Raw genomic sequence first — 21,875 nt, 5'->3', positions numbered from 1 at the left:
GGCAACCGTCAGAGAGGCAGCACCGTGCGCCTGCACACCACCACGTGGGGATCCGGTGACCGGATCGTCCTGCTCGTCCACGGCATCATGGCCGACCACCGCACCTGGCGGCGGGTCGGACCGGCCCTCGCCGCGCGGGGCTACCGGGTGATCGCCGTGGACCTCCGGGGGCACGGGGCGAGCGCACGGGCCGCCGGGCCGGAGGCGTACCGGCCGGAGGACCACGCCGACGACCTCGTCGAAACCCTCCCGGCCGGAGCCGAGTTGGCCCTCGGGCACTCGCTCGGCGGGCTCGCGCTGCTCGGGGCGGTGGAGCGGCTCGCGCCCGCCCGAGCGGTGTACTCCGATCCTGCCTGGCACCTCGGGGACGGCCCCGACGGGTACCGGCCCGAGTTCTTCGTCCGAGGCAAACTCCTGTCCCGGGGCCTCGTGAAGGGGTTCAACCCGCGCTGGTCGGACGAGGACCTCGACATCGAGATGGAGTCGGTACGGGTCTGGGACGAGCGATCAGCGTACGGACTGGTCGACGTCAGGGGTGTGGACATGTGGCCCGCCCGGCCCGCCGTCCCCTCGCTCGTCACCCTCGCCGACCCGAGCCTGCGGGTCTCGGCCGACGACGCCCTGATGCTGGAGGGTCGCGGTTTCACCCTCCGTACCGTCGCGGGCGCCGGGCACACGATCCACCGGGACGACTTCGACGGGTTCATGTCCGCGCTGGACGGCTGGATCTGACGTACCGTTCAGCCATGGACGACGCGTCGATGGACTCCTCGATGGTGGGACTGCTCGGCCGGGTGACCGGCACCGTGGGGCCGGGCCTCGTCGGCGAGGTGATCGTCCGGATCCGGGGCGGCGCCGAGCACTTCCTCGCCTATCCGGCCTCTCCCAAGGAGCGGATCGAGACCGGGACGGTCGTGATGGTCATGGAACATCTCCCTCCACGCACCGTCTATGTCACAGCCGCGTACGACAGTTGACCGAACCGTTGAGTGGCGCCCGTCACGGGCGCACACTCCCTTCACCGGATCCGCACGGCTCCGGTGAAGGGGGAACTGCCCATGGATATCGGCATTTTGGCAGGCGTCGTCGGCGGCGCCTTCGTCCTTCTGATCGTCGTCTTCAAAATGATGTGGCGCGTCGCGGAACCCAACGAGGCGCTGATCATCTCTGGTTCCCAGCACAAGAACGAGGGCCTCGGCGCGGGGATGGGGTTCCGGATCGTCACCGGTCGCGGCACCCTCGTGATGCCCGGCGTCCAGGCGGTGCGCAAGCTCTCGCTCGACCTCAACGAGACCCAGCTGTCCGTCGAGTGCGTCACCCACCAGGGCATTCCCCTCAAGGTCCGCGGTGTGGTGATCTTCAAGGTCGGTGACGACTTCGTGTCGATCGCCAACGCCGCCCGCCGTTTCCTCGACCAGCAGAAACTGATGTCGGAGCGGGTGCACATCGTCTTCGCCGGTCATCTCCGCGCCATCGTCGGCGGGTTGACCGTGGAGGACATGATCCGTGACCGGGAGAAGCTGACCGGGCAGGCCCGTTCGGCCTGTGGCACGGAGATGGAGAAGCTCGGCCTGATCGTCGACTCGCTGCAGATCCACGAGATCGAGGACCCGACCGGGTACATCAAGAACCTGGCCGCCCCGCACGCCGCCGCCGTCCAGCGGGACGCCCGGATCGCGCAGGCGGAGGCGAACCGGCGGGCGACCGAGGCCGAGCAGCAGGCCGCGGCGCGCATGTCGGAGGCGACCCGCGACAGCGAGATCCTCCAGGCCGGCTACCAGGCCGAGCGGGACCAGGCCTCGGCCCGGGCCCGGCAGGCCGGTCCGCTGGCCGACGCGGCCTCGCGCCAGGAGGTCGTGGTCCAGGAGACCCGGGTGGCCGAGCTGGAAGGACACCGCAAGGAGCAGCAGCTCCAGGCGGAGGTCCGCAAGCCCGCCGACGCGATGGCGTACGAGACCCGGACGCTGGCCGCGGCCGAGCGTGACGCCCGGATCTCGGCGGCCGAGGCCGAGGCCAAGGAGACCGAGCTCGCGAGCGCGGCCAGGGCGACGGCGACCCGGCTCACCGGTGAGGCCGAGGCGGCGGCGCAGCACGCGAAGGGCCTCGCCGTCGCGGAGGCGACCCGGGCGAAGGGGCTCGCCGAGGCGGAGGCGATCAAGGCGCGGGCGGCGGCGCTCGCGGAGAACCAGGAGGCCGTGGTCGCCCAGCAGCTGGCGGAGAAGTGGCCGGAGATCGTCTCGGCCGGCGCGTCCGCCTTCGGGAACGTGGACCAGATGGTGCTGCTGAACGGCGCCGACGGAATGGGGGACGTCTTCACCAAGGCGCTGACCATGGGCGGGACCGGTCTGGGCCTGGCCCGGCAGTTGCTCGCCACGATGAGCCCCGGGGCGCCGGAACGGCAGCCCGGGGTGCCTGCTCCCCGGGCTGAGGAAAGCATGGAGATCACGGTCGGCGACGCGGAGTAACCGCGAGCGGACGGTCAGCACGCGGGCCCGGCGCCGTCACGGCACCGGGCCCGTTCGTGCGGTCCCCTGGCCTCGCATGCGGCCGGATCAGCCGGTCAGTCGACAGCGGCCGGATCAGCCGGCTCGGTCGACAGCGACCGTTCGGTCGGTTCGGTCGGCAGCGGGCGGTTCGGTCTCCGGCGGCCGGTTCAGCCGGTTGGCCCGTGAAGCCGGCATGGCCGCTCTGCGTGCCGATCGGCCTCAGTTGTGGCCGAACTTCCGTTCCTTGCGATGGGACGCGTGCTCCACGAGGGGCATCTGTGGCTCTCTCGTGGGGGTCGCCGCGGTCTTCTCCTGTGCAGCCGCTTCGGTGCGGTGCTCGTGGCCGCCGGTACGGGCGCCTCGGTTGGTCCGGGTCTGTTTCTTACCCACGATCGTGCCTCCCGTGAAGGGGTCTCGGACTGTGGTCCGTACCTCCTCAGCCTCGCACGGGGGTACGAACGTCGCATGTCAGACCAGTCGGCGGCCACGGTCTCCGGGATCCGTCCGGCACGGACGTTTCCTCTCTACCGCACGACGGGATCTCCCTGGGTTCCGCGGGGCGGGAGAATTTCGGACGAAGAGGGGCGCAGGGGGCGCGTGCCGCCTGCCGAGGGCGCTCTTGCACGCCGGTCGGCGGTGGCTTTAGGTGGAAGCAGCGGCTTCCTGGGCCGGTCCTCCGGGGCCTGTCCGGCGGATCAGGAGGTGCACGGATGACACCGAGCGGCACACCGCGCGGCGGCCCCCCACTCACCGAGATGGAGGCGGAGGACCTGCTGCGATGTATCTGCTTCAAGACCGGTCCACCCCGCACGGTCGGAGCGGAGCTGGAGTGGCTCGTCCACGACCTGCGCGACCCCCGCCTCCCCGTACGACCCCCCAGACTCGCCGCGGCGCTCGACACCGTACGGTCCCTGACCCTGGTGTCGTCCCTGACCTTCGAACCCGGCGGGCAGCTGGAGCTCAGCTCGCGGCCGGCCAGATCGCTCATGGAGTGCCTCGACTCGCTCGCCGCCGATCTGCGCGCGGTGCGGGAGGCCCTCGGCCCCCTCGGACTCACCCTCAGCGGTTACGGGGTCGACCCCTGGCACGCGCCGCGCGGCAGGGTGCTCCACGAGCCCCGGTACGACGCGATGGAGATCGCGCTCGACCGCAGCGGCCCCTCCGGGCGGGCGATGATGTGCGACTCCGCTTCGGTGCAGGTCTGCCTCGACGCGGGGCTCGACGAGCCCGGTCCGCTCGGCTACCACCGGCGCTGGCGGCTCGCCCACCTCCTCGGCGCGGTGCTCGTGGCCGTCTTCGCCAACTCCCCCCAGCACGGCGGCCGTCCGACCGGCTGGCGCTCGACGCGGCAGGCGCTGTGGACGGATCTCGACCCCCGGCGGGCCCTCGCGCCGCCCCTGGCGGACGGCAAGCCGCGCGAGGAGTGGGCCGCGCACGTCCTGGACACCCCGGTGCTGTGCGTGCGGACCGACGAGGGGCCCTGGGCCGTACCGGAGGGGCTGACCTTCCGTACGTGGCTGCGCACCGGCCTCCCGCGCCCGGCCGACCTCGACGACCTGCGCTACCACCTGACGACGCTCTTCCCGCCGGTGCGGCCGCGCGGTCATCTGGAGCTGCGGATGATCGACGCGCAGCCGGGCCCGGACGGCTGGATGGTGCCGGTGGCGGTGACCACGGCCGTCTTCGAGGACGCGGCGGCGGCGGAGACCGTGTACCGCGCGGTCGAGCCCCTGGCGGAGCTGGCCGGTCCGGGTCCCGCGCCGCGCAATCCGCTCTGGCTCGCGGCGGCACGTGACGGACTCGCCGACCCCGGACTGCACGCCGCCGCCCGCGCGGTCTTCGAGGCCGCCCTGTCGGCGCTGCCGAGGATCGGGGCGAGCGAGGACGTACGGCGGGCGGTCGCCGGCTTCCACGAGCGGTACGTGATCCCCGGGAGCTGCCCGGCCGACGAGCTCCAGGTGGTGACGTCATGACGGCGACCGGACGGGAAGCGACCGCGAAGGCGGGGCCCGCGAAGGCCTGGACCGGGTCCGAGAAGGAAGGAACCGGGTCCGCGACGGACGGGGCCGTGCCCGAGAGGGACGCGGCGGTCGAGCGAGCGGGCGGCGGCGGTCCGGAGGCGCTGCGCACGCGGGCCGTGGACGCCCTGACCGTCGCGCGGGAGCGCACCGCGCTCCTCACCTCCTGCGTCGAGGACGGCGAACTCACCGCCCAGCACTCCCCCTTGATGTCGCCGCTGGTCTGGGACCTGGCGCACATCGGCAACCAGGAGGAGCAGTGGCTGTGGCGGGCCGTCGCGGGGCGGGACGCGCTACGGCCGGAGATCGACTCCCTCTACGACGCTTTCGAGCACCCGCGCGCCACTCGCCCTTCGCTGCCCCTGCTCGCGCCGGGCGAGGCACGCGCGTACGCGGCGGACGTGCGTCTCCGGGTCCTCGACGTGCTGGAGAGCACCCCGCTGGAGGGGCGGCCGCTGCTCGACGACGGCTTCGCCTTCGGCATGATCGCGCAGCACGAACAGCAGCACGACGAGACGATGCTGATCACCCATCAGCTGCGCAGGGGCCCGGCGGTGCTGACCGCTCCCCCGCCGCCGGTTCTCCGTTCCGGCCCCCTTCCCTCCGAAGTCCTGGTCCCCGGGGGCCCGTTCACGATGGGCACGTCGGACGAGCCGTGGGCCCTCGACAACGAACGTCCGGCGCACGCCCGCGTCGTCCCGGCCTTCTTCGTCGACACCACCCCCGTCACGAACGGCGCCTTTCTGGCCTTCATGGCGGACGGCGGGTACACGGACCGCCGCTGGTGGCGGGGAGAGGGCTGGGCGCAGATCCGGGAGCACGGCATCGAGGCGCCGCTGTTCTGGCGCCGCGACGGCGGCCAGTGGCTGCGCCGCCGCTTCGGGGTGACCGAGCCCGTACCCGAGGACGAGCCGGTCCTGCACGTGAGCTGGTACGAGGCGGACGCCTACGCGCGCTGGGCGGGGCGTCGGCTCCCCACCGAGGTCGAGTGGGAGAAGGCCGCCCGCCACGACCCGGTGTCCGGGCGCTCGCGCCGCTATCCGTGGGGGGACGCCGATCCGGGCCCCGAGCACGCGAACCTCGGTCAGCGGCATCTGCGGCCGGCCGCCGCCGGCAGCTACCCGGAGGGCGCCTCGCCGCTCGGCGTCCGGCAGCTGATCGGTGACGTGTGGGAGTGGACGGCGAGCGACTTCCTGCCGTACCCGGGCTTCACGGCCTTCCCGTACAAGGAGTACTCGGAGGTCTTCTTCGGACCGGAGCACAAGGTGCTGCGCGGCGGCTCGTTCGCCGTCGACCCGGTCGCCTGCCGGGGCACCTTCCGCAACTGGGACCTCCCGGTGCGGCGCCAGATCTTCTCCGGCTTCCGGACGGCGCGGACCGCGGAGTTCGACTGATGTGCCGTCACCTCGCTTACGTGGGAGAGCCGGTGGCGCTGGGCGAGCTGCTGGTCCGGCCGGAGCACGGCCTGCTGCGCCAGTCCTGGGAACCCCGTACGCAGACGAGTGGGGTGGTGAACGCCGACGGCTTCGGCGTGGGCTGGTACGCCGAGGGCGATCCGGTGCCCGCGCGGTACCGGCGCGCGGGACCGATCTGGGGCGACCTGTCCTTCGCCGACCTCGCCCGGGTGGTCCGCTCCGGTGCGCTGCTCGCGGCGGTACGGGGCGCCACCCTGCCCGGCGCCGACGGAGAGGCCGCGGCGGCTCCGTTCGCCGCCGGGCCCTGGCTCTTCAGCCACAACGGCGCCGTCCCGGGCTGGCCCGGCTCCCTGGCCGCACCGGCCGCCGCGCTCCCGGCCGACGCGCTGCTGCGCCTGGAGGCGCGTACGGACTCGGCGCTGCTGTGGGCGCTCGTGCTGCACCGCCTTCGGGCCGGGGACGCGCCGGGGGCGGCCCTGGCAGACACCGTCCGGGAGGCCGCCGCCGCGGCCCCCGGTGCCTCGCTGAACCTGCTGCTCACCGACGGCACCACCGTCACCGCGACGACCTGGGGGAACAGCCTCTGGTACCTGACGGGTCCCGACCGCCTGGTCGTGGCCTCCGAACCGTACGACGACGATCCCCGGTGGCGGGAGGTGCCCGAGCGCACGCTCGTGACCGCCGACCGCACCGACGTCACCCTCACCCCGCTCAAGGAGCCGTCCGCGTGAGCCCGTTCCAGCTGACCCGTACCCTCGCCCCCGACGCCGCGGGCGCCGACCTCCGCGCCGACGTCCTCCAGGGGCTGACCCGCTCCCCCAAGGCGCTGCCGCCGAAGTGGTTCTACGACACCCGGGGCAGCGAGCTGTTCGAGGAGATCACCCGGCTGCCCGAGTACTACCCGACGCGCGCGGAGCGGGAGATCCTGATCGCGCGGGCGCCGGAGATCGCCGCCGCGACCGGGGCCCGGACCCTGGTCGAGCTGGGCTCCGGTTCCTCCGAGAAGACCCGGTTCCTGATCGACGCGCTCCTGCCGGGGCTCGACAGCTACGTGCCCGTCGACGTGAGCGAGTCGGCGCTGACCGGGGCCGCGGAATCGCTGCTCGCCGACCGGCCGGAGCTGCGGGTGCACGCACTCGTCGCCGACTTCACCCGGGGCCTCGCGCTCCCGGGGACGCCCGGCCCGCGCCTTGTGGCCTTCCTCGGGGGCACGATCGGCAATCTGCTCCCTTCCGAGCGGAAGACCTTCCTGCGCTCGGTCCGGGCGATGCTCACCCCGGGCGACGCCCTGCTGCTCGGTACGGACCTGGTGAAGGACGAGGCGACGCTCGTGGCCGCCTATGACGACGCGGCCGGGGTGACGGCCGCGTTCAACAAGAACGTGCTGTCCGTCATCGACCGGGAGCTCGGCGCCGACGCGGATCCGGACGCCTTCGACCACGTGGCGGTCTGGGACCGCGAGCGCGAGTGGATCGAGATGAGGCTGCGGGCCAGGCGCGCGCTCACCGTGAAGATCCCGGAGCTGGATCTCGTGGTGCCGTTCGCGGCGGGCGAGGAGGTACGGACGGAGGTGTCGGCGAAGTTCCGTCAGGCGGGCGTACGGGAGGAGCTGGCGGAGGCGGGGCTCGACCTGGCCCGCTGGTGGACGGACGAGAAGGGCAGGTTCGCGCTGTCGCTGGCGACGGCCCGCTGAGCGACGACTCGCGGAGCGGGACCGGACGGCGCGGGGGTGCCGGGAGCGGGGATGACGAGAGCGGGGGTGACGGCCGCGGCCACGGCCCGCTCAGCGGCCGCGGCGAGGGAGCGGCGGTCCGGATGCCCGCCCCCGGCTATCGGGTCCAGGATCCGGACGTCGGCGGTGACCCGGCGGGTGGCGACGAGCCGCCACAGCGAGGCGCCCAGTGGGTCGTCCCCGACATAAGCGGCGGCTCCGGTGGGCCGGAAGTCGATCCGTACGGGCTGCACGTCCGTGCCGCTGTCCAGCGCCGCCTGGAACACGGCCGGACGGAAGCGCCCCCCGGCCCGTCCGCACCAGGTCGACCCCTCGGGGAAGGCGATCACCCGGCCGCCGCCCGCGAGCGTCCCTGCCATCGCGCGGACGGTGCCGGGGAGGGCCCGCAGCCGGTCCCGGTCGATGAAGAGGGTGCCGCCGAGCGCGGCGATCGTGCCGAGGACCGGCCAGTGGCGCACCTCCGCCTTGGCGACCATCCGGCCGGGCAGGACGGCCGCGAGGAGCGGGATGTCCAGCCAGGAGACGTGGTTGGCGACGACGAGGAGCGGCCCGGCGGCCGGGGCGGCGGCTCCCGTGAAGCGGACGCGCACGCCGAAGGCGCGGACCACCACGCGCACCCAGGCCCGCACGAGGGCGAGCCGGGCGGCGGCCGGAAGGAGCCCGGTGGCGGGCGCGAAGAGGAGGCCGAGGAGGACCGACCCGATCCCGGCGGTGAGGCGTACGGCGGCGAGGACGAGGCCCGCCGCGACGGCTCCGGGAGTCTCCTCGCCCGGAGCCGGCCCCGGGTGGGCGGTGCAACGGCCGGGGGTGCAGGGCGCCGTGGGGAGCCACGGCGAGGGTGCCGTGGTCCCGTTCACCGGGCCGGCGCGAGCGACAGGAAGTGGTTGAGGTAGCGCGGGTTGGTGCGGCGCAGCGACAGCAGGACGTAGAGGTCGGCGACGCCGAAGTCGGGGTCGTGGGCGGGGGCGCCGCAGACCCAGGCGCCGAGCCGGAGGTAGCCGCGCAGCAGGGGCGGGAGTTCGGTGCGTCCCTCGGGACGGGCGATGCCGTCGGAGTTCCACAGCTTGTGCGGGGTGACCCAGTACTCCTCGGGGGCGAGGTGCCTGGCCTTGACGGTGTCCCAGGTGGCGGCGGCAAGTGTGCCTCCGTCGGCGAGAGGGATCGAGCAGCAGCCGGCGAGCCAGTTGTGGCCGGTGCGGGTCATGTACCGGGCGAGCCCGGCCCAGATGAGGGAGATGACGGCGCCGTTGCGGTGGGCGGGGTGCACACAGGAGCGGCCGACCTCCACGAGGTCGTGGCGGACGGGGGCGAGCCGGGTGAGGTCGAACTCGCTCTCGGAGTAGAGGCGTCCGGCGACGGCGGCCCGCTCGGGCGGCAGGAGTCGGTAGGTGCCGACGACCTCGCCGGTGGCCTCGTCCCGTACGAGGAGGTGGTCGCAGTACGCGTCGAAGGCGTCGCTGTCGAGGCCGGGTTCGGGCCCGTCGAGCCTGGCACCCAGCTCGCCGGCGAAGACCTGGTGGCGCAGCCGCTGGGCGGCCCGGACGTCCTCCTGGTCCCGGGCGAGGCCGACGACGTACCGGGGCGCGGGCTGCTGCTCGACGCCGGCCTCGGGCTGAGGCCGGGCCTGGGGCTGGGCCTGGGCCTCGGGCTTGGACTGGGCCTCGGGCTGAGGCCGGGCCTGGGGCTGGGCAGGGACGGCGAGCGGCTGGGCGGCGATGGCGAGCGGCTGGGCGGGGGCGGCCTGCGGCTCGCCCGGGACGGCGAGCGTGGGCGACGGTGCGGTCATGTCGGGCTCCTCCGGTGGACGGAAGGGGAAGGGGCTGAGCCGGACCGCGTGAGCGGTGGCCCGGCCCCTTACTTCTTCCGTCACCGGCTGGATTCGACATGACCGTCCGGGGACCCGGGGATGTGCGAACGCTGAATGCTATTCGGCGAGGGTGTCCGTGATCTCGGCCGACGCCTTCTGGGCGGCCTTCGCCGGGTCCTCGCCCTGGAGGACGGCCGTCATGTACGGCTTGATGGGGTTGTCCCCCTCGACGTTCGCCCACTGCGGGGAGTTGGGGGTGGCCCGGCCGCGGGCGGCGGCCGCCGCCATGACGGCGGTGGCCTCCTGGCCGGAGACGACGGAGGCGAGGCCCTTCTTGTTGGGGACGTACCCCATGGTGCGGGCGAGTTCGGTCTGCCACTTCTCGCCGGCGAGGGCCTTCACGACGTCGAGCGCGGCGCCGCGCTGGGGCGCGTTCTCCGGGATGATCAGGTCGGAACCGCCGGTGAACACGGCACAGGGCTGGCCGGCCTTCTTGCCGGGTATCGCGAAGTAGCCGAGCTTGTCCTCGAGGTCCGGGTTGGCCTTGAGGATCGCGGCGACGGCGCTGGGTGTGGCGATGAGCTGGGCGACGTCGCCCTTGGCGAAGACGTCGGCCTGCGGCGGGTTCTGCTCGTCGGCGTTCTTGGGGCCGGTGCCGAGGGACTGGAGCTCCTTGTAGAAGGCCATGCCGCGCTGGGCCGCCGGGCTGCCGAGGGCCCCGGTCCACTCGCCGCCCTTGTCGACGGCGAGCTCGCCGCCCTCCTCCCAGATGAAACCGGCGAGGGTGTACCAGTCCTGGCCCGCGAGGTAGATGCCCTGGGAGCCGCCGCGGTTGAGCTTCTCGGTGTCGGCGAGCCACTCGGCGCGGTCGGCCGGCGGCTTGTCGATGCCGGCGTCCCGGAACAGGTCCTTGTTGTAGATGACGATGCGGTTGGCCGCGTACCAGGGGATGCCGTACTGGGATCCGCCGATGCTGCCCGGCTGGGCGAGGCCGGGCAGCCAGTCCTCGCTGCCGAGGTCGCGGACGGACTCCAGGGTCAGGTCGAACAGCTTCTCGGTGTCGGCGTACTGGGCGACCTGGGTGTTGCCGACCTCGATGACGTCGGGGCCGCCGGATCCCTGGATGGCCTCGGTGACCTTCTTGCCGATGCCGGTCCAGTCCTGGATGGCGACCTCGAGCTCGACGCCGTCGTGCTCCTCCTCGTAGGCCTCGGTGAAGCGCGTCAGGAAGTCCTCACTGACGCTGTCCCGCATGAGCCAGATGCTGACGGTCTTCGTCTGGCCCCCGCCCGGCAGCATTCCGCACCCGGCCAGGGTGAGCGCGGTGACTGCTGCCAAGGGGCAGGCGAGATAGCGGTTCTTCACGGGGGTCACCTTCTGCTGTTCAGCACCGGGATCGTGCGGCATGGAGGGGGGCTGACCCGACATGGGGGGACGAACGTGGCGTTCGCGCGGGTATGTGGCCTGGATTCTGGTCTGGACCAACCAAGTGGTCAAGTCCTTGACCATCTCGTTCCGGTACCTGGACGGACGCTCCGGACCCTTACCCCTGGTAATCGCCGAGGGACCGAGCGGACGCCGTCCTGTCGCGCGCGGACGCGGCCTGGGGCACGGTGGAGGGACGCACCGAGAGGAGTTCGGCCCCCATGTCGAATCACACCTACCGCGTCACCGAGATCGTCGGGACCTCCACCGAGGGCGTCGACGCGGCCATCCGCAACGGCATCCAGCGCGCCTCGCAGACCCTGCGGGGCCTCGACTGGTTCGAGGTCACGCAGGTCCGAGGCCATCTCGTAGACGGCGACATCGAGCATTACCAGGTCGGCCTGAAGGTCGGCTTCCGCCTGGAGGACGAGGGCTGAGGGGGCGCCGGGAGCGGGACGGGGCCGGGACGGCCGGGGCGGCCTGAGCCCCGGCCGTCCCGGCTCAGACCGCCGGGACTCCGGCGGCCGGGACTCATGCCGCCGGGACTCCGGCAGCCGGGGTCAGGTCCGGCCCTCCCGCTCCTGGGCGTGCGTCAGTTCTTCCGAAGGGGTCGCCCAGCCGGCCCGTACGACGGTGAATCCGGCCGCCTCCGCCGCGTCGCACACCAGCACGTCGTCGTCGACGAGCATCCTGATCTCGCGGTCCACGCCGAGCCGCCGCAGCACCTCCACCTTGGTGATCCGGGCCGGCCGGAAGTCGCGGTTGCCCCGCATGTGGATCCGGCCCTCCGGCAGCCCCTGCGCGGCCAGCCAGGCCACGGTGGCCCTGCGGCAGCGCTCCGGCCGGCCGGTCAGGTAGACCACCTCGCACTCCTCCGCCGCCGTCCGGCACAGCTCGACGCCCTCCTCCAGCGGCGGGTCGTCGGGCGCAGCCGCGAAGAAGGCGTCCCAGTCCCGCGGGCGCCGCTCAAGGAAGTGCTGGCGGTGGGCGGTCGCGGAGAGGGTGTTGTCCAGATCGAAGACGGCCAGCGGCCGGGTGTCGCGCGTCACGGACCCAGCCTAGGAGCCGACGTACCTCGGCGCCTCGCCCTTTCCCGACCGTGACGGACGCACACGCCCGGAGACCGGGCTGAACCTGCCCCGTCCCGCCGCACCGACCGGCGCGGCGCGAATCGTCATCTACCATTCATGGCGACCACGGGGCTGCGGCCCGTCGCTGTCCGCGGCGACCGCGGAACGTCCGGCCTCCTGGTCCAGGGCAGGGTTTCGGTCCCGCCGGACCTCATGACGTTGATCACGGATTCCCGGGGAACCACGTGGCCACCGGCGTGCGCCTCGGTGGTGTGGGAAGCGGCTCACCCGCCCACGTACAGAAGAGCCCCAGGGAGAAGTGAGGTATGCCGGTGATCTGCGTCGGAGGCATGATCGGAATCGGCAAGACGAGTGTGGCCGAGCTCCTCGCCAAGGAGCTGGGCAGCGACGTCTTCTACGAGAGCGTGGACGACAATCCGATCCTTCCGCTCTTCTACTCGGCGAGCCCCGAGGAGATCGAGGCGAAGCGCTACCCGTTCCTCCTGCAGCTCTACTTCCTGCAGACGAGGTTCGCCTCGATCAAGGAGGCGTACAAGCAGGGCCACAACGTGCTCGACCGTTCCATCTACGAGGACTGGTACTTCGCCAAGGTCAATCACGACCTGGGCCGGATCAGCTCCCTCGAGATGCGGGTGTACGAGGGGCTGCTCGAGGAGATGATGCGCGAGATCGACGGCCTGCCGTACCGCAAGGCACCCGATCTCATGGTCTACCTCAAGGCCGACTTCGAGACGGTGCTGCACCGCATCGGACTGCGGGGACGCGATTTCGAGCAGGACGAGAGCCTCGTCGAGTACTACCGGACGCTGTGGGCCGGCTACGACGACTGGGTTCACCATCACTACTCGGCCAGTGAGGTCCTCGTCGTGGACATGAACCACACGGACGTGGTGAACAACCCCGAGGACGCGGCCCGCGTGGCGCGGGAGGTCAAGGACGCCCTGACGGCGGCAGGACGCCTCGTCTGAGCCCGCGCTCCACGACGGCATCGCCCGGGTCTGCCGGTCCGGCACCGCGGATCAGGCCCGGACGGCGAGCGCGTGAATGGCCCAGGCCGTCAGCGTGCCCGCGGGGGCCAGCATGAGGGCCAGGCCGAGGCCGGCCGCGCCGGGGAGCGGGACGCAGGGGTCGGGGCCCGGGGCGAGGCAGCCCACGAGCCTCACCAGCACCCCCCAGACCAGCATGCCGAGCAAGCCCGCACCGAACGCGGCCACGGCACCCCGGGCGAGCGGGAGCGGTGCGTGGCCCCCGCCCGCCCAGAGGGCCGCCGCCACCTGGCCGGCGATCAGCGTCCCCACCGCCATCAGCTCGGGGGCGGGGACGCCGATCCACACGACCAGCAGGGCCCACACGGCGGACGCCAGCCCCGCCGGGACGCCGAAGCGGACGAGGAAACCCGGTGGTGGCCCCGGCGGGCCGAAACCGGTGAAGGCGTGCCGGGCACCGGGACGCCACGACACGTACTGCCCGACCAGCGGCACCACCGCGACCGTCAGCATCGCCGGCACCACGTGCGACGTGATCCGCGCGAACGCCAGAATGCCGGCGCTGCCGACGAAGACCACCGCGCCCGGCAGCGACGGCGCGATGAACACCGCCGCGTACAGCGTCATCGCCGGAAGCGTCAGGAGGAAGTCGGCCATCGGCAGCACACCGGCCGTGCCCAGTGCGAGAACCGTCCACAGCACCCGTCGCGGACGGCGGTTGCGGGCCAGGACCGGCCCCCACGCCCCCGCGACCAGCACCAGCCACCGTACGAGGGCCCACCCGCACAGGCTCGTCAGCGCGAGGTAGGGGAAGGCCAGTGACGCCCCCTGCCCGCCCACGCTCACCAGGCTGAAGGCCCCCGACGGGGACAGCAGCCGGAACACGCCCAGGCCGAGGCCCAGGCCGAGCCCGGCCTGCCGGACCCGTGCCGGGGTGAGAGAACCCGGGGCGTGCGCCACCGCCTGCCACAGCACCGTCCCCGCCGCGCCCACCACCAGGCAGCCGGACAGGACCGTCGCGGCGAGCTCCGTCATCGGTCCGGCCTGGCTGCCGCCGCCGATCGGTCCCAGTCGCACCATGTCGTAGAGGAAGGCGCCCGCCGCTCCGACCGCGCACATGTCCCAGAAGCCGACCTCGTACAGGACCCCCGGGTCGGCCAGTGCCCGCGCCCTCCGGGCGAGCGGAGGGTGGACGCTCAGCAGTCCGCGGCCGCCCTTCGCGCCCTGCTGGGCGGGAGGGTCGCCGAACAGCCCGCGCAAGCCGTCGGCCGAGCCCTCCCACTCCACCACCCGCGCGTCCGCGTACAGCTCCCGGCTGCGCAGCACCGCGTTCTTGAGCAGGGTCACCAGTACGGCGAGCAACGGGACCTGGACGGCTAACGCCAGGACGGAGCCCGCGAGCGCGGTCCCGACGAGCACGGCGGCCGGGGCCGCGACACCGGTCAGAGCCACCAGCGTCGGCACGCTCGCCCGCCACAGGATCAGCGTCAGGAAGGCGATGTCCAGGTCCCGGTTGCGGATGTGCGCCAACTCGTGGAGGACGATGCTCCGGAACGCCCCCCGGTCGAGGGAGTACAGGGTGAGCAGCCCCCCGCTCAGGACCACGCGGCGCCGCCCCAGCGGCCCGAAGGCCAGCGCGTGGACCGCCGGATTCAGCGGTTCGGCGAGGAAGCCGACCCGCGCGCGCACGCCCGACTCGCCGAGCAGGCCCGCCAGATACGCCGACAGCTCGGGCATCCCGGTGAGCGGGCGGTAGCCGCGCCGCCGGGTCCGGCGCCAGGGCAGGCCGACGTAGGCACCGAGGAGGGCCAGCAGCAGGCCGGCTGACACTCCGGCGGTGACCGGTCGGCTCGCGCCGGCGCGCGGGTCCTCGCAGTCGCCCATCTCCAGCTCGGTCGGGACGCGGATGGCCGTGTCGGAGGCACGCTCACGGGCCGCTTCCTCCGTCGCCCGGGCGTAGCAGTCGTTGTACTCCCGTACCTCCTCCCACCGCACCGAGGACAGGAGGACGGATGAGGCGCCGTTCATCAGCAGGGCCGACGCGGTGGTCATCGCGGCGATCAGCAGCGCGAAGCGCACCGACGTGCCGGAGGGAAGCGTGAACGGGCCCGGACGGCCCCGTGCCGCCGCCGGTGCCGGCGTCCACCGCCTCACCGAGCGGCCTCGGCCGGCCCTTCCCCGCCGGGCTCGTCGGCGTCCGGCTCGTCGGCGGCCGGCCCCTCCCCGCCGGGCTGGACTGCCTCCGGCTCGTCGGCAGCCGGCCTGTCCTGGGACAGCGTGGCGAGCTCGGCGACGATCCCGTCCGCGATCGCCCGCGCCTGAGGCTCGGGTACGCGCCACCGGAGCGCCGCCCGCATGGCGACCTCGCGCAGCCGGGTCAGCTGCTCGGCGGTCAGCCGCCCCACCTCCACGGGCGTGGTGGCCTGCTCCGCTGCCGCCTCCATGGCCCGTCGGGTACGGCGGCGCAACAGCCGCGGCAGCAGTCGGTTCCGGGTGGTGTCCACCGCCTGCGCGGTGGACTGCTGCGCGAGGTGGTCGAGGACCTGGACTGCGGCGGAGAGCGCCGCGGTGCTGATGAGAGCGGCGACCACGTCGAGGCCTATCGCCAGCGGCTCGTCGCGCTGTACCGGCCGCAGCCGGTCCTTCGCGGGCGTCCGGTGGAAGGCCTCGGCCGTCATCGGGAACTGGGGCAGCTCGTGCGGTGCCGCCGCGTCCACCGCGCGGCGGGCCAGCCGCGTCGCGGTCCCGCTGTCGTAGCGGCCGGCGCCGCCGTCCCCGCCCTCGTACTCGTATCCGCGCATGTGATCAGACGCCTCCCCCGTCATCCGGCACTTCCGCCAACTTGCCATGATGCCAGGACAGTTGACCGGTCGACGAGGGTGGCTCAGGAGGTACCGGAGGCGCGCGCGCCGAGGTACGCCTCCCGTACCGCCGGGTCCGCGTGGACCTCGGCCGCCGTCCCTTCCGCCAGAACCCGGCCGAGGTCGAGCACCACGACGCGTGAACACAGCTCCATCACGAAGGCCACGTCGTGCTCGACGAGCAGCACCGCGCAGTTCTCCTCCTCGGCCATATGGCGTATGACGTCGGCGAGTTTGCGGCGCTCCTCGGCGGTCGTCCCGGACGCGGGCTCGTCCAGGAGCAGGACCCGGGGCGGATCGGCGAGCGCGCGGGCCAGCTCGACCATGCGGGCCTGTCCGACGGGCAAGCCGCCCGCGTACGAGTCGGCGAGCGCGTCGAGCCCGCACTCGTGGAGCACGGCGTCGGCCCGTTCCCGGTGGCGGCGTGCCGCGGGCCGAACTCCGCCCCGCCAGTCCTGTGCCACGACGAGGTTGTCCGCGACCGTCAACTGGCCGAAGAGCTGCTGGCGTTGGAAGGTGCGGCGGATGCCGTGCCGGGCCCGCCAGACGGGGGATCGGCGGGTGATGTCCGTACCGTCGTACGCGATCGCGCCGGCGTCCGGCCGCCGCATCCCCGACAACACGTCGAAGAGCGTCGTCTTGCCCGCGCCGTTCGGCCCGATGAGGCCGCAGATCTCGCCGGGGCCGACGGAGACGGTCACGTCGCGCAGGGCGTGGACGCCGCCGAAGCGGACGTCGATCCCGCTCGCGCGGAGCAGAGCGTGGCTCATCGGCGGACTCCCGTCCCCAGGTAGGCCTCGGCGAGCCGGTCCCGGTCCACCTCGGACCGCGGCCCGGACCAGGCGATCTCGCCCTGTGCGAGGTACGCGACGGTGTCGGCGATGCCGAGCACCTCGGCCGCCTTCTCCTCGACGAGGACCAGCGCGGTGCCGTGGCCGCGGAGTTCGGTCAGGAGATGGAAGACCTCGTCCACGACGCGCGGCGCGAGACCGAGGGAGGGTTCGTCGGCGACGAGGACCGCCGGCGGTCGTTGGAGGAGCGGGGCGAGGGCGAGGAGCTGCTGCTCGCCGCCCGACAGGGACCCGGCGGCGACGGAGCGGCGGGCGGCGAGCGCGGGGAACCGCGCGTACACGGCGTCGCGGTCCTCGGCTCCCGTCAGCTGCAGGGCCAGGTTCTCCTCGATCGAGAGCCCGGCGAAGATCCCCCGCCCCTCGGGAGCCAGCCGCACCCCACGGCGCGCCCGGGCGACCGTCACGTCGCGGGTGGCGTCCTCACCCCGTACCCGCACGAGACCGCCGGCCGGCCGCAGCAGTCCCGCCGCCACCCGGCAGAGGGTGGACTTCCCGGCCCCGTTGGGCCCGAGCAGCACCAGTACCTCACCGCCGCGCACCACGAGGTCCACGCCGCGCAGCACGGGTGCGCCGCCGTAACCGGCGTGTACGCCGCTCAGCTCGAGCGCGCTCGGCGCGCCGCCGGTGCCGGTGCCGGTGCCGGTGCCGGTTCCCGTTCCCGTTCCCGTTCCCGTTCCCTGGACGGTACCCCCGGTACCGCCGACGTACGGCTCGGCCGTCCGCACGCGCAGCGGCGCGGACGGGCCGTCGTCCGGGCGTCCGGTGGCGCCGGGGGGAACGGCCCCGGGCACGGCCCCCCGCGCCGCCGCCGCCCGCTTCGCGGCGCGCCGGGCCGCTCGCCTCGACGGCAGCGCGGCGCAGTACCCGTCCGGGTCGTTCGCCAGCGCGAGCCCCGCCAGACCGAAGAGGATCACCGGCAGATGCGCGGACTCCGTCACGTACGTCGAGATCAGATGCGGAACGACCGCGAAGACCAGCCCCGCCACCACCGCGAACTGCGGCCTGCGCACCCCCGCCGCGACCACGACCGCCAGCCACACCAGGCCTGTCATCGCCGTGAAGTCCGTGGCCGTGATCCTGGTGTTGTACGAGGCGTAGAGCACCCCTCCGAAGCCCGCGAGGCCCGCCGACACCGTGAACAGCAGGAGCTTCGTCCGTACCACCGACACCCCCGACGCCGCGGCGGCCTCCGGGGCCGAGCGGACCGCCAGCATGGCCCGGCCCCAGCGGGAGCCGCGCAGCCAGGTCAGCAGTGCGACGACCACCCCGCTGAGCAGCACCAGCGCGAGCCCCAGTGCCCGGTCGTCGCCCAGGTCCACCGGTCCGGCCACCGGCCGCGGGATCGCCCACCCGGTGTCGCCGTTGCGCAGCCAGCCGAGCTGGAAGAGCACCTGATCCGCCAGGAAGGCGAGCGCCAGGGTGGCCAGGGCCAGTGTTCTGCCCCCGAGCCGTAGGGCGGGCAGCGCGACCACCGCGCCGAGCAGGGCCGCCGCCGACGTACCGACCGCCGCGGCGGCGACGAAGGGCCAGCCGTGGCTCATCAGCAGCCCCGCGACCAGAGCGGCGCCGGTCACGAACGTCGCCTGGGCCAGCGACACCATCGCACCGAGACCGGTGACCACCGTGAACGACATGAACACGAGCCCGATCGCGAGCCCTTGGGCCAGGATCCCGCTCCAGAAGGGCGTGGTGACGGTGTAGAACGCCGTGCCGAGGAGCGCGCCGGCCGCCACCCAGGCGCCCCAGCGGCGGACCCACCCCGTCCCGGCGAGATACTCGACCGGCGGTGGGTCGACGGCCGCCGTGCCCGCCGCGCGGCGCCGCCGCACCAGGACGACGAGACCGGCGAAGAGGATGAGGAACGGTACGGCCGTGCGGAAGCCGGTGATGTCCTCGGCGAACGACGCGTAGCCCGCGACGAGGTTCTGCAGCACCCCGAGCCCGAGGCCGCCCGCGAAGGCGAGCGGTACCGACATGAAGCGCCCGAGGACGGCCGCGGTGGCCGAGACGAACAGGAACAGCGTGTAGTCGTGCGCGGAGAGCCCGAGGAGCGGGGTCGCGAGGACACCGGCGAGGCCGGCGAGGCCGGACGACAGCATCCACGCGGTCGAGGACAACCGGTCCGCGCTGATGCCGCGCAGTTCGGTCAGCGCCCGGTTGTCGACCGCTGCCCGCAGCCGCAGGCCCAACCGGGTGTGCCGCATCAGGACCCACAGGCCGACCGCCGCGAGGGCGGTGGCGATCCAGGTGATCAGCTGGTCGGAGTCGATGCCCACGCCGTCGAGCGGCTGCCAGGACACCGCGGGGCTCGGCCCGACGCCGGGCAACCCGAACTGGTTCTCGGCGGGCCGGACGGGGGCGCCCGCCCGCTCCAGGAGTTCGACCACCCACAGCCCGGCCGCGGGCAACGCGACCAGCAGACCGATCGTGGCCACGATCTGCGCTGTCTCGCCGACCCTGGCCAGCTTTCTGAACATCAGCCGGTCCAGGCCCCAGCCGAGGCCGGGTGCCACCACGAAGACCAGGAGCAGAGCGGTGGGGACGGCCGGCCAGCCGAAGCCGGAGTGGAGTTCGTAGAACGCCAGCGCGCACAGATAGGCGGTGGCGCCGTGCGCGAAGTTGAAGAGCCCGGAGGCGGAGTAGGACAGCACGAGGCCGGTCGCGAGCAGCGCGTACAGCGCGCCCGAGACCAGCCCGCTCAGGACGAAGCCCAGCAGGTCACCCACGTGACTCGCCCCTCAGCCGAAGGGGATCGGCGGGTAGCACTTGAAGGGCACGGCCACCTCGTACCGCCCGTTCTTCAGCCGGACGAGCGCTCCGCAGCCGAAGCTCTCCTTCTGCCCCTTGGGCTCGGCACGGTCGCCCACGAGCGTCCCCGTGTCGGAGAAGCCGGCGGCGGCTTGCTGGAAGGACTCGACGGTGAGGTCCTTGCCGGCCTTCCGGGCGATCGAGAGGAAGAGGTCGGCGCTCATGTACCCCGTCATCATGTGCATGTTGAGGGGGACGTCCTCGCCGCCGGCGGCCTTCTTGATGTCGGCCTTGAACTGCCGCATCGCGGGGCTGTCCGACTCGAAGGGCTGGAACTGCAGCAGCACGTGCACCCCGTCGAGGGCCTGCTTCGTCGCGTCCTTCGCGAGCAGCCCGGGGTCGTAGTCCGTCGGGTCGGAGATGACCCCCTTGTAGCCCGACCGCTTGAGCGCGGTGAACAGGCCGATGTTGTACGGCGTCTGCATCACGGAGACCACGGCGTCGGGTGCGCCGCCGCCGGGACCGGAGCGGAGGATCTCCTTGGTGTACGCCGACCAGTCGCTGGGCATCGACGTCGCCGGTACCACGGCCTTGGCGTACGCGACCTGGAAGCCGGCCGCCTTGAAGCCCTGGGTGAAGGTACGGATGCCGAACTTGCCGGCGTCGTTGTCGCCGGCGATCAGCGCGACCGACTTGCCGCGCGAGCCGCCGAGGACGGCGGCGAGACCCTCGGGCCAGGTCTGGTTGAGCGTGCCGCCGGGCGTGGGGACGAGGCAGCCGTTGAAGCCGTAGAGATGCGCCGGCCCGCAGAACGAGGGGAGCGTGCCCCAGCCCACCGTCGGGACCTTCTGGGCCTCCAGGAAGTCGGCCCCGGCGAAGGTGACCGAACTCATGGGGGAGACGGCGAAGACCTTGTCCTGCTGGACGAGCTTGCGAGCCGCGGCCAGGTTCCTGGCGGGGTCCTGGCCGTCGTCCTCGGCCCCCAGGTACTCGATCTTCCGTCCGTTGATCCCACCCTCTGCGTTGGCCCGGTCGTAACGGGCCCGGGCGCCGAGGTCGGTGTCCTTCTTGGAGTAGCCGCTGGCGCTCGTCATGGAGACGATGCCGCCCACCTTGATCGTGTCGGCGGTGACTCCGCGTACGGAGGAGGGGGTACTTCCGCCGCTGGAGGCGGAGTTGCAGGCAGTGACGAGGAGCAGGGCGAAGGTGGCGGTGATGACGCGCAACGGTCGGCGCACGGGCGATCCCTCCGTCGGGTGAACGCATTCTGTGACCGGACTGATGAACCGTCAATAACTGATACAACGTCAATTGATGATGCATCAGAGGTCTGTGGAACTCTGACGTGATCGACAGGAGAGCCCCTCTCCCCGGACACGGCCCCCGGAGGCCGGGGAATCCCTCCGCCTCTCGGGCGTTGGACAAGAGGTGAGCACTTCCCTCGACGGCATCCGTTTCTCCGTCCTCGACCGCTCCCGGACCCGGGAGGGCGAGGACGCTCCGCAGGCGCTGCGTGACACCGTGCGACTCGCCCGGGAGGTGGAGGCCCTCGGCTACCACCGCTTCTGGGTGTCGGAACACCACAGCGTGCCCGGCGTCGCCGGCTCCGCCCCGACGGTGCTCGCCGCCGCCGTGGCCGCCTCGACGTCGACCGTACGGGTCGGCACGGGCGGCGTGATGCTGCCCAATCACCGGCCGCTGGTCGTGGCCGAGCAGTTCGGCGTCCTGGAGTCCCTCTTCCCCGGCCGGATCGACATGGGCGTCGGCCGCTCGGTCGGCTTCACGGACGGCATCCGGCGGGCCCTGGGCCGGGACAAGGACGACGCCGAGCGCTTCGGGGAGCAGCTGACGGAGCTCCTCGGCTGGTTCACGGGCGAGCAGACGGCGCACCCCCAGGTCCACGCCCGGCCCGCCGAGGGGCTGAAGGTGCCGCCCTTCGTCCTCGCGACGGGCGAGGGCGCGGCGATCGCCGCGGCGGCCGGCCTCCCGCTGGTCATCGGCGACCTCCGCGGCCGGGACCGGCTGCTCGCCGCCGTCGAGACGTACCGCTCCGCCTTCCGCCCCTCGCTCTGGGCCGCCGAGCCGTACGTGGTCGTCGCCGGGACCGTCGCGGTGGCCGCTACCGAGGAGGAGGCCCGGCGGCTGCTGCTGCCGGAGGCCTGGTCCCTCGCGTACTCGCGCACCGAGGGCGTGTTCCCGCCGCTCGCCCCGCCCGAGCGGATCGAGGCGCTGTCGATGACGGAGAAGCAGCGCGGCTTCTACGAGGCGGGGCTGCGCGGCCATGTGCACGGGACGGCGGAGCAGGTGGCCGAGGCGCTGGGGCGGGCGGTGAAGGAGACGGGCGCCCAGGAGGTGCTGGTGACGACGAGCACGTACGACCGGGCGGCGCTCGGCGACTCGTACCGCGGGCTCGCGCGTGCCGTCGGCCTGACCCCGCCGGCCGCCTGACACACTG

At 73.2% G+C, this 21,875-nt stretch carries 20 protein-coding genes; 10 read left to right on the top strand and 10 right to left on the bottom strand.

What is annotated here, in order from left to right:
- Positions 1 to 24 precede the first annotated feature (24 nt).
- From OG580_RS32340 to OG580_RS32330, 3 genes are all read left to right on the top strand, one after another.
- A complete protein-coding gene (locus OG580_RS32340) occupies positions 25 to 732 on the top strand; it encodes an alpha/beta fold hydrolase (RefSeq protein WP_267047193.1) in 708 nt (235 codons plus the stop codon).
- A gap of 14 nt (positions 733 to 746) precedes the next feature.
- Entirely contained in the window at positions 747 to 977 is a 231-nt protein-coding gene (locus tag OG580_RS32335) for a hypothetical protein (protein ID WP_267047192.1), read from the top strand.
- 81 nt (positions 978 to 1,058) lie between these two features.
- Complete coding sequence (locus OG580_RS32330) at positions 1,059 to 2,465, top strand: flotillin family protein (RefSeq protein ID WP_267047191.1); 1,407 nt, start codon at positions 1,059 to 1,061, stop codon at positions 2,463 to 2,465.
- Between the two features lie 240 nt (positions 2,466 to 2,705).
- Here the strand turns inward: OG580_RS32330 and OG580_RS32325 are convergent, their stop codons facing one another.
- The gene (locus OG580_RS32325) at positions 2,706 to 2,876 is read right to left on the bottom strand and encodes a hypothetical protein (RefSeq protein WP_267047190.1); all 171 of its coding nucleotides are present in this window, start codon (positions 2,874 to 2,876) and stop codon (positions 2,706 to 2,708) included.
- 320 nt (positions 2,877 to 3,196) lie between these two features.
- Here OG580_RS32325 and egtA point away from each other — a divergent pair, with 320 nt between their 5' ends.
- The 4 genes from egtA to egtD are packed head-to-tail and all read left to right on the top strand — an operon-like array spanning position 3,197 to position 7,612.
- Positions 3,197 to 4,459 carry an ergothioneine biosynthesis glutamate--cysteine ligase EgtA gene (gene egtA, locus OG580_RS32320; RefSeq protein ID WP_267047189.1) on the top strand — a complete coding sequence of 421 codons (1,263 nt, stop codon included), beginning with the start codon at positions 3,197 to 3,199 and terminating at the stop codon, positions 4,457 to 4,459.
- Positions 4,456 to 5,898, top strand: coding sequence for an ergothioneine biosynthesis protein EgtB (gene egtB, locus OG580_RS32315; protein WP_267047188.1), 1,443 nt, complete (start codon positions 4,456 to 4,458; stop codon positions 5,896 to 5,898). The genes egtA and egtB overlap by 4 nt, the downstream gene beginning before the upstream one ends.
- Complete coding sequence (gene egtC / locus OG580_RS32310; RefSeq protein ID WP_267047187.1) at positions 5,898 to 6,650, top strand: ergothioneine biosynthesis protein EgtC; 753 nt, start codon at positions 5,898 to 5,900, stop codon at positions 6,648 to 6,650. Before egtB ends, egtC begins: the two co-directional genes overlap by 1 nt.
- Positions 6,647 to 7,612 carry an L-histidine N(alpha)-methyltransferase gene (gene egtD, locus OG580_RS32305; RefSeq protein WP_267047186.1) on the top strand — a complete coding sequence of 322 codons (966 nt, stop codon included), beginning with the start codon at positions 6,647 to 6,649 and terminating at the stop codon, positions 7,610 to 7,612. The genes egtC and egtD overlap by 4 nt, the downstream gene beginning before the upstream one ends.
- On the opposite strand, the gene OG580_RS32300 is transcribed toward egtD, so the two are convergent.
- The 3 genes from OG580_RS32300 to OG580_RS32290 form a co-directional block, all read right to left on the bottom strand.
- On the bottom strand, positions 7,507 to 8,508 hold the full coding sequence (locus tag OG580_RS32300; protein ID WP_267047185.1) for a lysophospholipid acyltransferase family protein: 1,002 nt from the start codon (positions 8,506 to 8,508) through the stop codon (positions 7,507 to 7,509). The genes egtD and OG580_RS32300 overlap by 106 nt on opposite strands.
- Positions 8,505 to 9,437, bottom strand: coding sequence for a GNAT family N-acyltransferase (locus OG580_RS32295; RefSeq protein WP_267047184.1), 933 nt, complete (start codon positions 9,435 to 9,437; stop codon positions 8,505 to 8,507). Before OG580_RS32295 ends, OG580_RS32300 begins: the two co-directional genes overlap by 4 nt.
- 138 nt (positions 9,438 to 9,575) lie before the next feature.
- The gene (locus OG580_RS32290) at positions 9,576 to 10,823 is read right to left on the bottom strand and encodes an extracellular solute-binding protein (RefSeq protein WP_267047183.1); all 1,248 of its coding nucleotides are present in this window, start codon (positions 10,821 to 10,823) and stop codon (positions 9,576 to 9,578) included.
- A 281-nt stretch (positions 10,824 to 11,104) separates the two neighbouring features.
- On the opposite strand from OG580_RS32290, the gene OG580_RS32285 reads away from it, so the two are divergent.
- Positions 11,105 to 11,320, top strand: a complete 216-nt coding sequence (locus tag OG580_RS32285; RefSeq protein ID WP_267047182.1) for a dodecin — start codon at positions 11,105 to 11,107, stop codon at positions 11,318 to 11,320.
- A gap of 123 nt (positions 11,321 to 11,443) precedes the next feature.
- Here the strand turns inward: OG580_RS32285 and OG580_RS32280 are convergent, their stop codons facing one another.
- Positions 11,444 to 11,932, bottom strand: coding sequence for an HAD family acid phosphatase (locus OG580_RS32280; RefSeq protein ID WP_267047181.1), 489 nt, complete (start codon positions 11,930 to 11,932; stop codon positions 11,444 to 11,446).
- A 347-nt stretch (positions 11,933 to 12,279) separates the two neighbouring features.
- Here OG580_RS32280 and OG580_RS32275 point away from each other — a divergent pair, with 347 nt between their 5' ends.
- On the top strand, positions 12,280 to 12,942 hold the full coding sequence (locus OG580_RS32275; protein ID WP_267047180.1) for a deoxynucleoside kinase: 663 nt from the start codon (positions 12,280 to 12,282) through the stop codon (positions 12,940 to 12,942).
- Positions 12,943 to 12,993: 51 nt separating this feature from the next.
- Here the strand turns inward: OG580_RS32275 and OG580_RS32270 are convergent, their stop codons facing one another.
- The 5 genes from OG580_RS32270 to OG580_RS32250 form a co-directional block, all read right to left on the bottom strand.
- A complete protein-coding gene (locus OG580_RS32270; RefSeq protein ID WP_267047179.1) occupies positions 12,994 to 15,039 on the bottom strand; it encodes a M48 family metalloprotease in 2,046 nt (681 codons plus the stop codon).
- Positions 15,040 to 15,110: 71 nt separating this feature from the next.
- Positions 15,111 to 15,761, bottom strand: coding sequence for a hypothetical protein (locus OG580_RS32265; protein ID WP_267047178.1), 651 nt, complete (start codon positions 15,759 to 15,761; stop codon positions 15,111 to 15,113).
- 83 nt (positions 15,762 to 15,844) lie between these two features.
- Positions 15,845 to 16,591 (bottom strand): ABC transporter ATP-binding protein, encoded by a 747-nt coding sequence (locus OG580_RS32260; RefSeq protein WP_267047177.1) that lies wholly within the window; start codon positions 16,589 to 16,591, stop codon positions 15,845 to 15,847.
- The gene (locus tag OG580_RS32255) at positions 16,588 to 19,398 is read right to left on the bottom strand and encodes an ATP-binding cassette domain-containing protein (RefSeq protein ID WP_267047176.1); all 2,811 of its coding nucleotides are present in this window, start codon (positions 19,396 to 19,398) and stop codon (positions 16,588 to 16,590) included. The genes OG580_RS32260 and OG580_RS32255 overlap by 4 nt, the downstream gene beginning before the upstream one ends.
- Before the next feature lie 12 nt (positions 19,399 to 19,410).
- Positions 19,411 to 20,658, bottom strand: coding sequence for an ABC transporter substrate-binding protein (locus OG580_RS32250; protein WP_267047175.1), 1,248 nt, complete (start codon positions 20,656 to 20,658; stop codon positions 19,411 to 19,413).
- A 190-nt stretch (positions 20,659 to 20,848) separates the two neighbouring features.
- On the opposite strand from OG580_RS32250, the gene OG580_RS32245 reads away from it, so the two are divergent.
- A complete protein-coding gene (locus OG580_RS32245; protein ID WP_267047174.1) occupies positions 20,849 to 21,868 on the top strand; it encodes an MsnO8 family LLM class oxidoreductase in 1,020 nt (339 codons plus the stop codon).
- The last annotated feature ends 7 nt before the right edge of the window (positions 21,869 to 21,875 follow it).

Origin of the sequence: Streptomyces sp. NBC_00094 (assembly GCF_026343125.1) — a bacterium.
Taxonomy (GTDB): domain Bacteria; phylum Actinomycetota; class Actinomycetes; order Streptomycetales; family Streptomycetaceae; genus Streptomyces.
The sequence above is the reverse complement of the archived record's forward strand: the minus strand, read 5'-3'. Positions and strand labels throughout refer to the sequence as shown.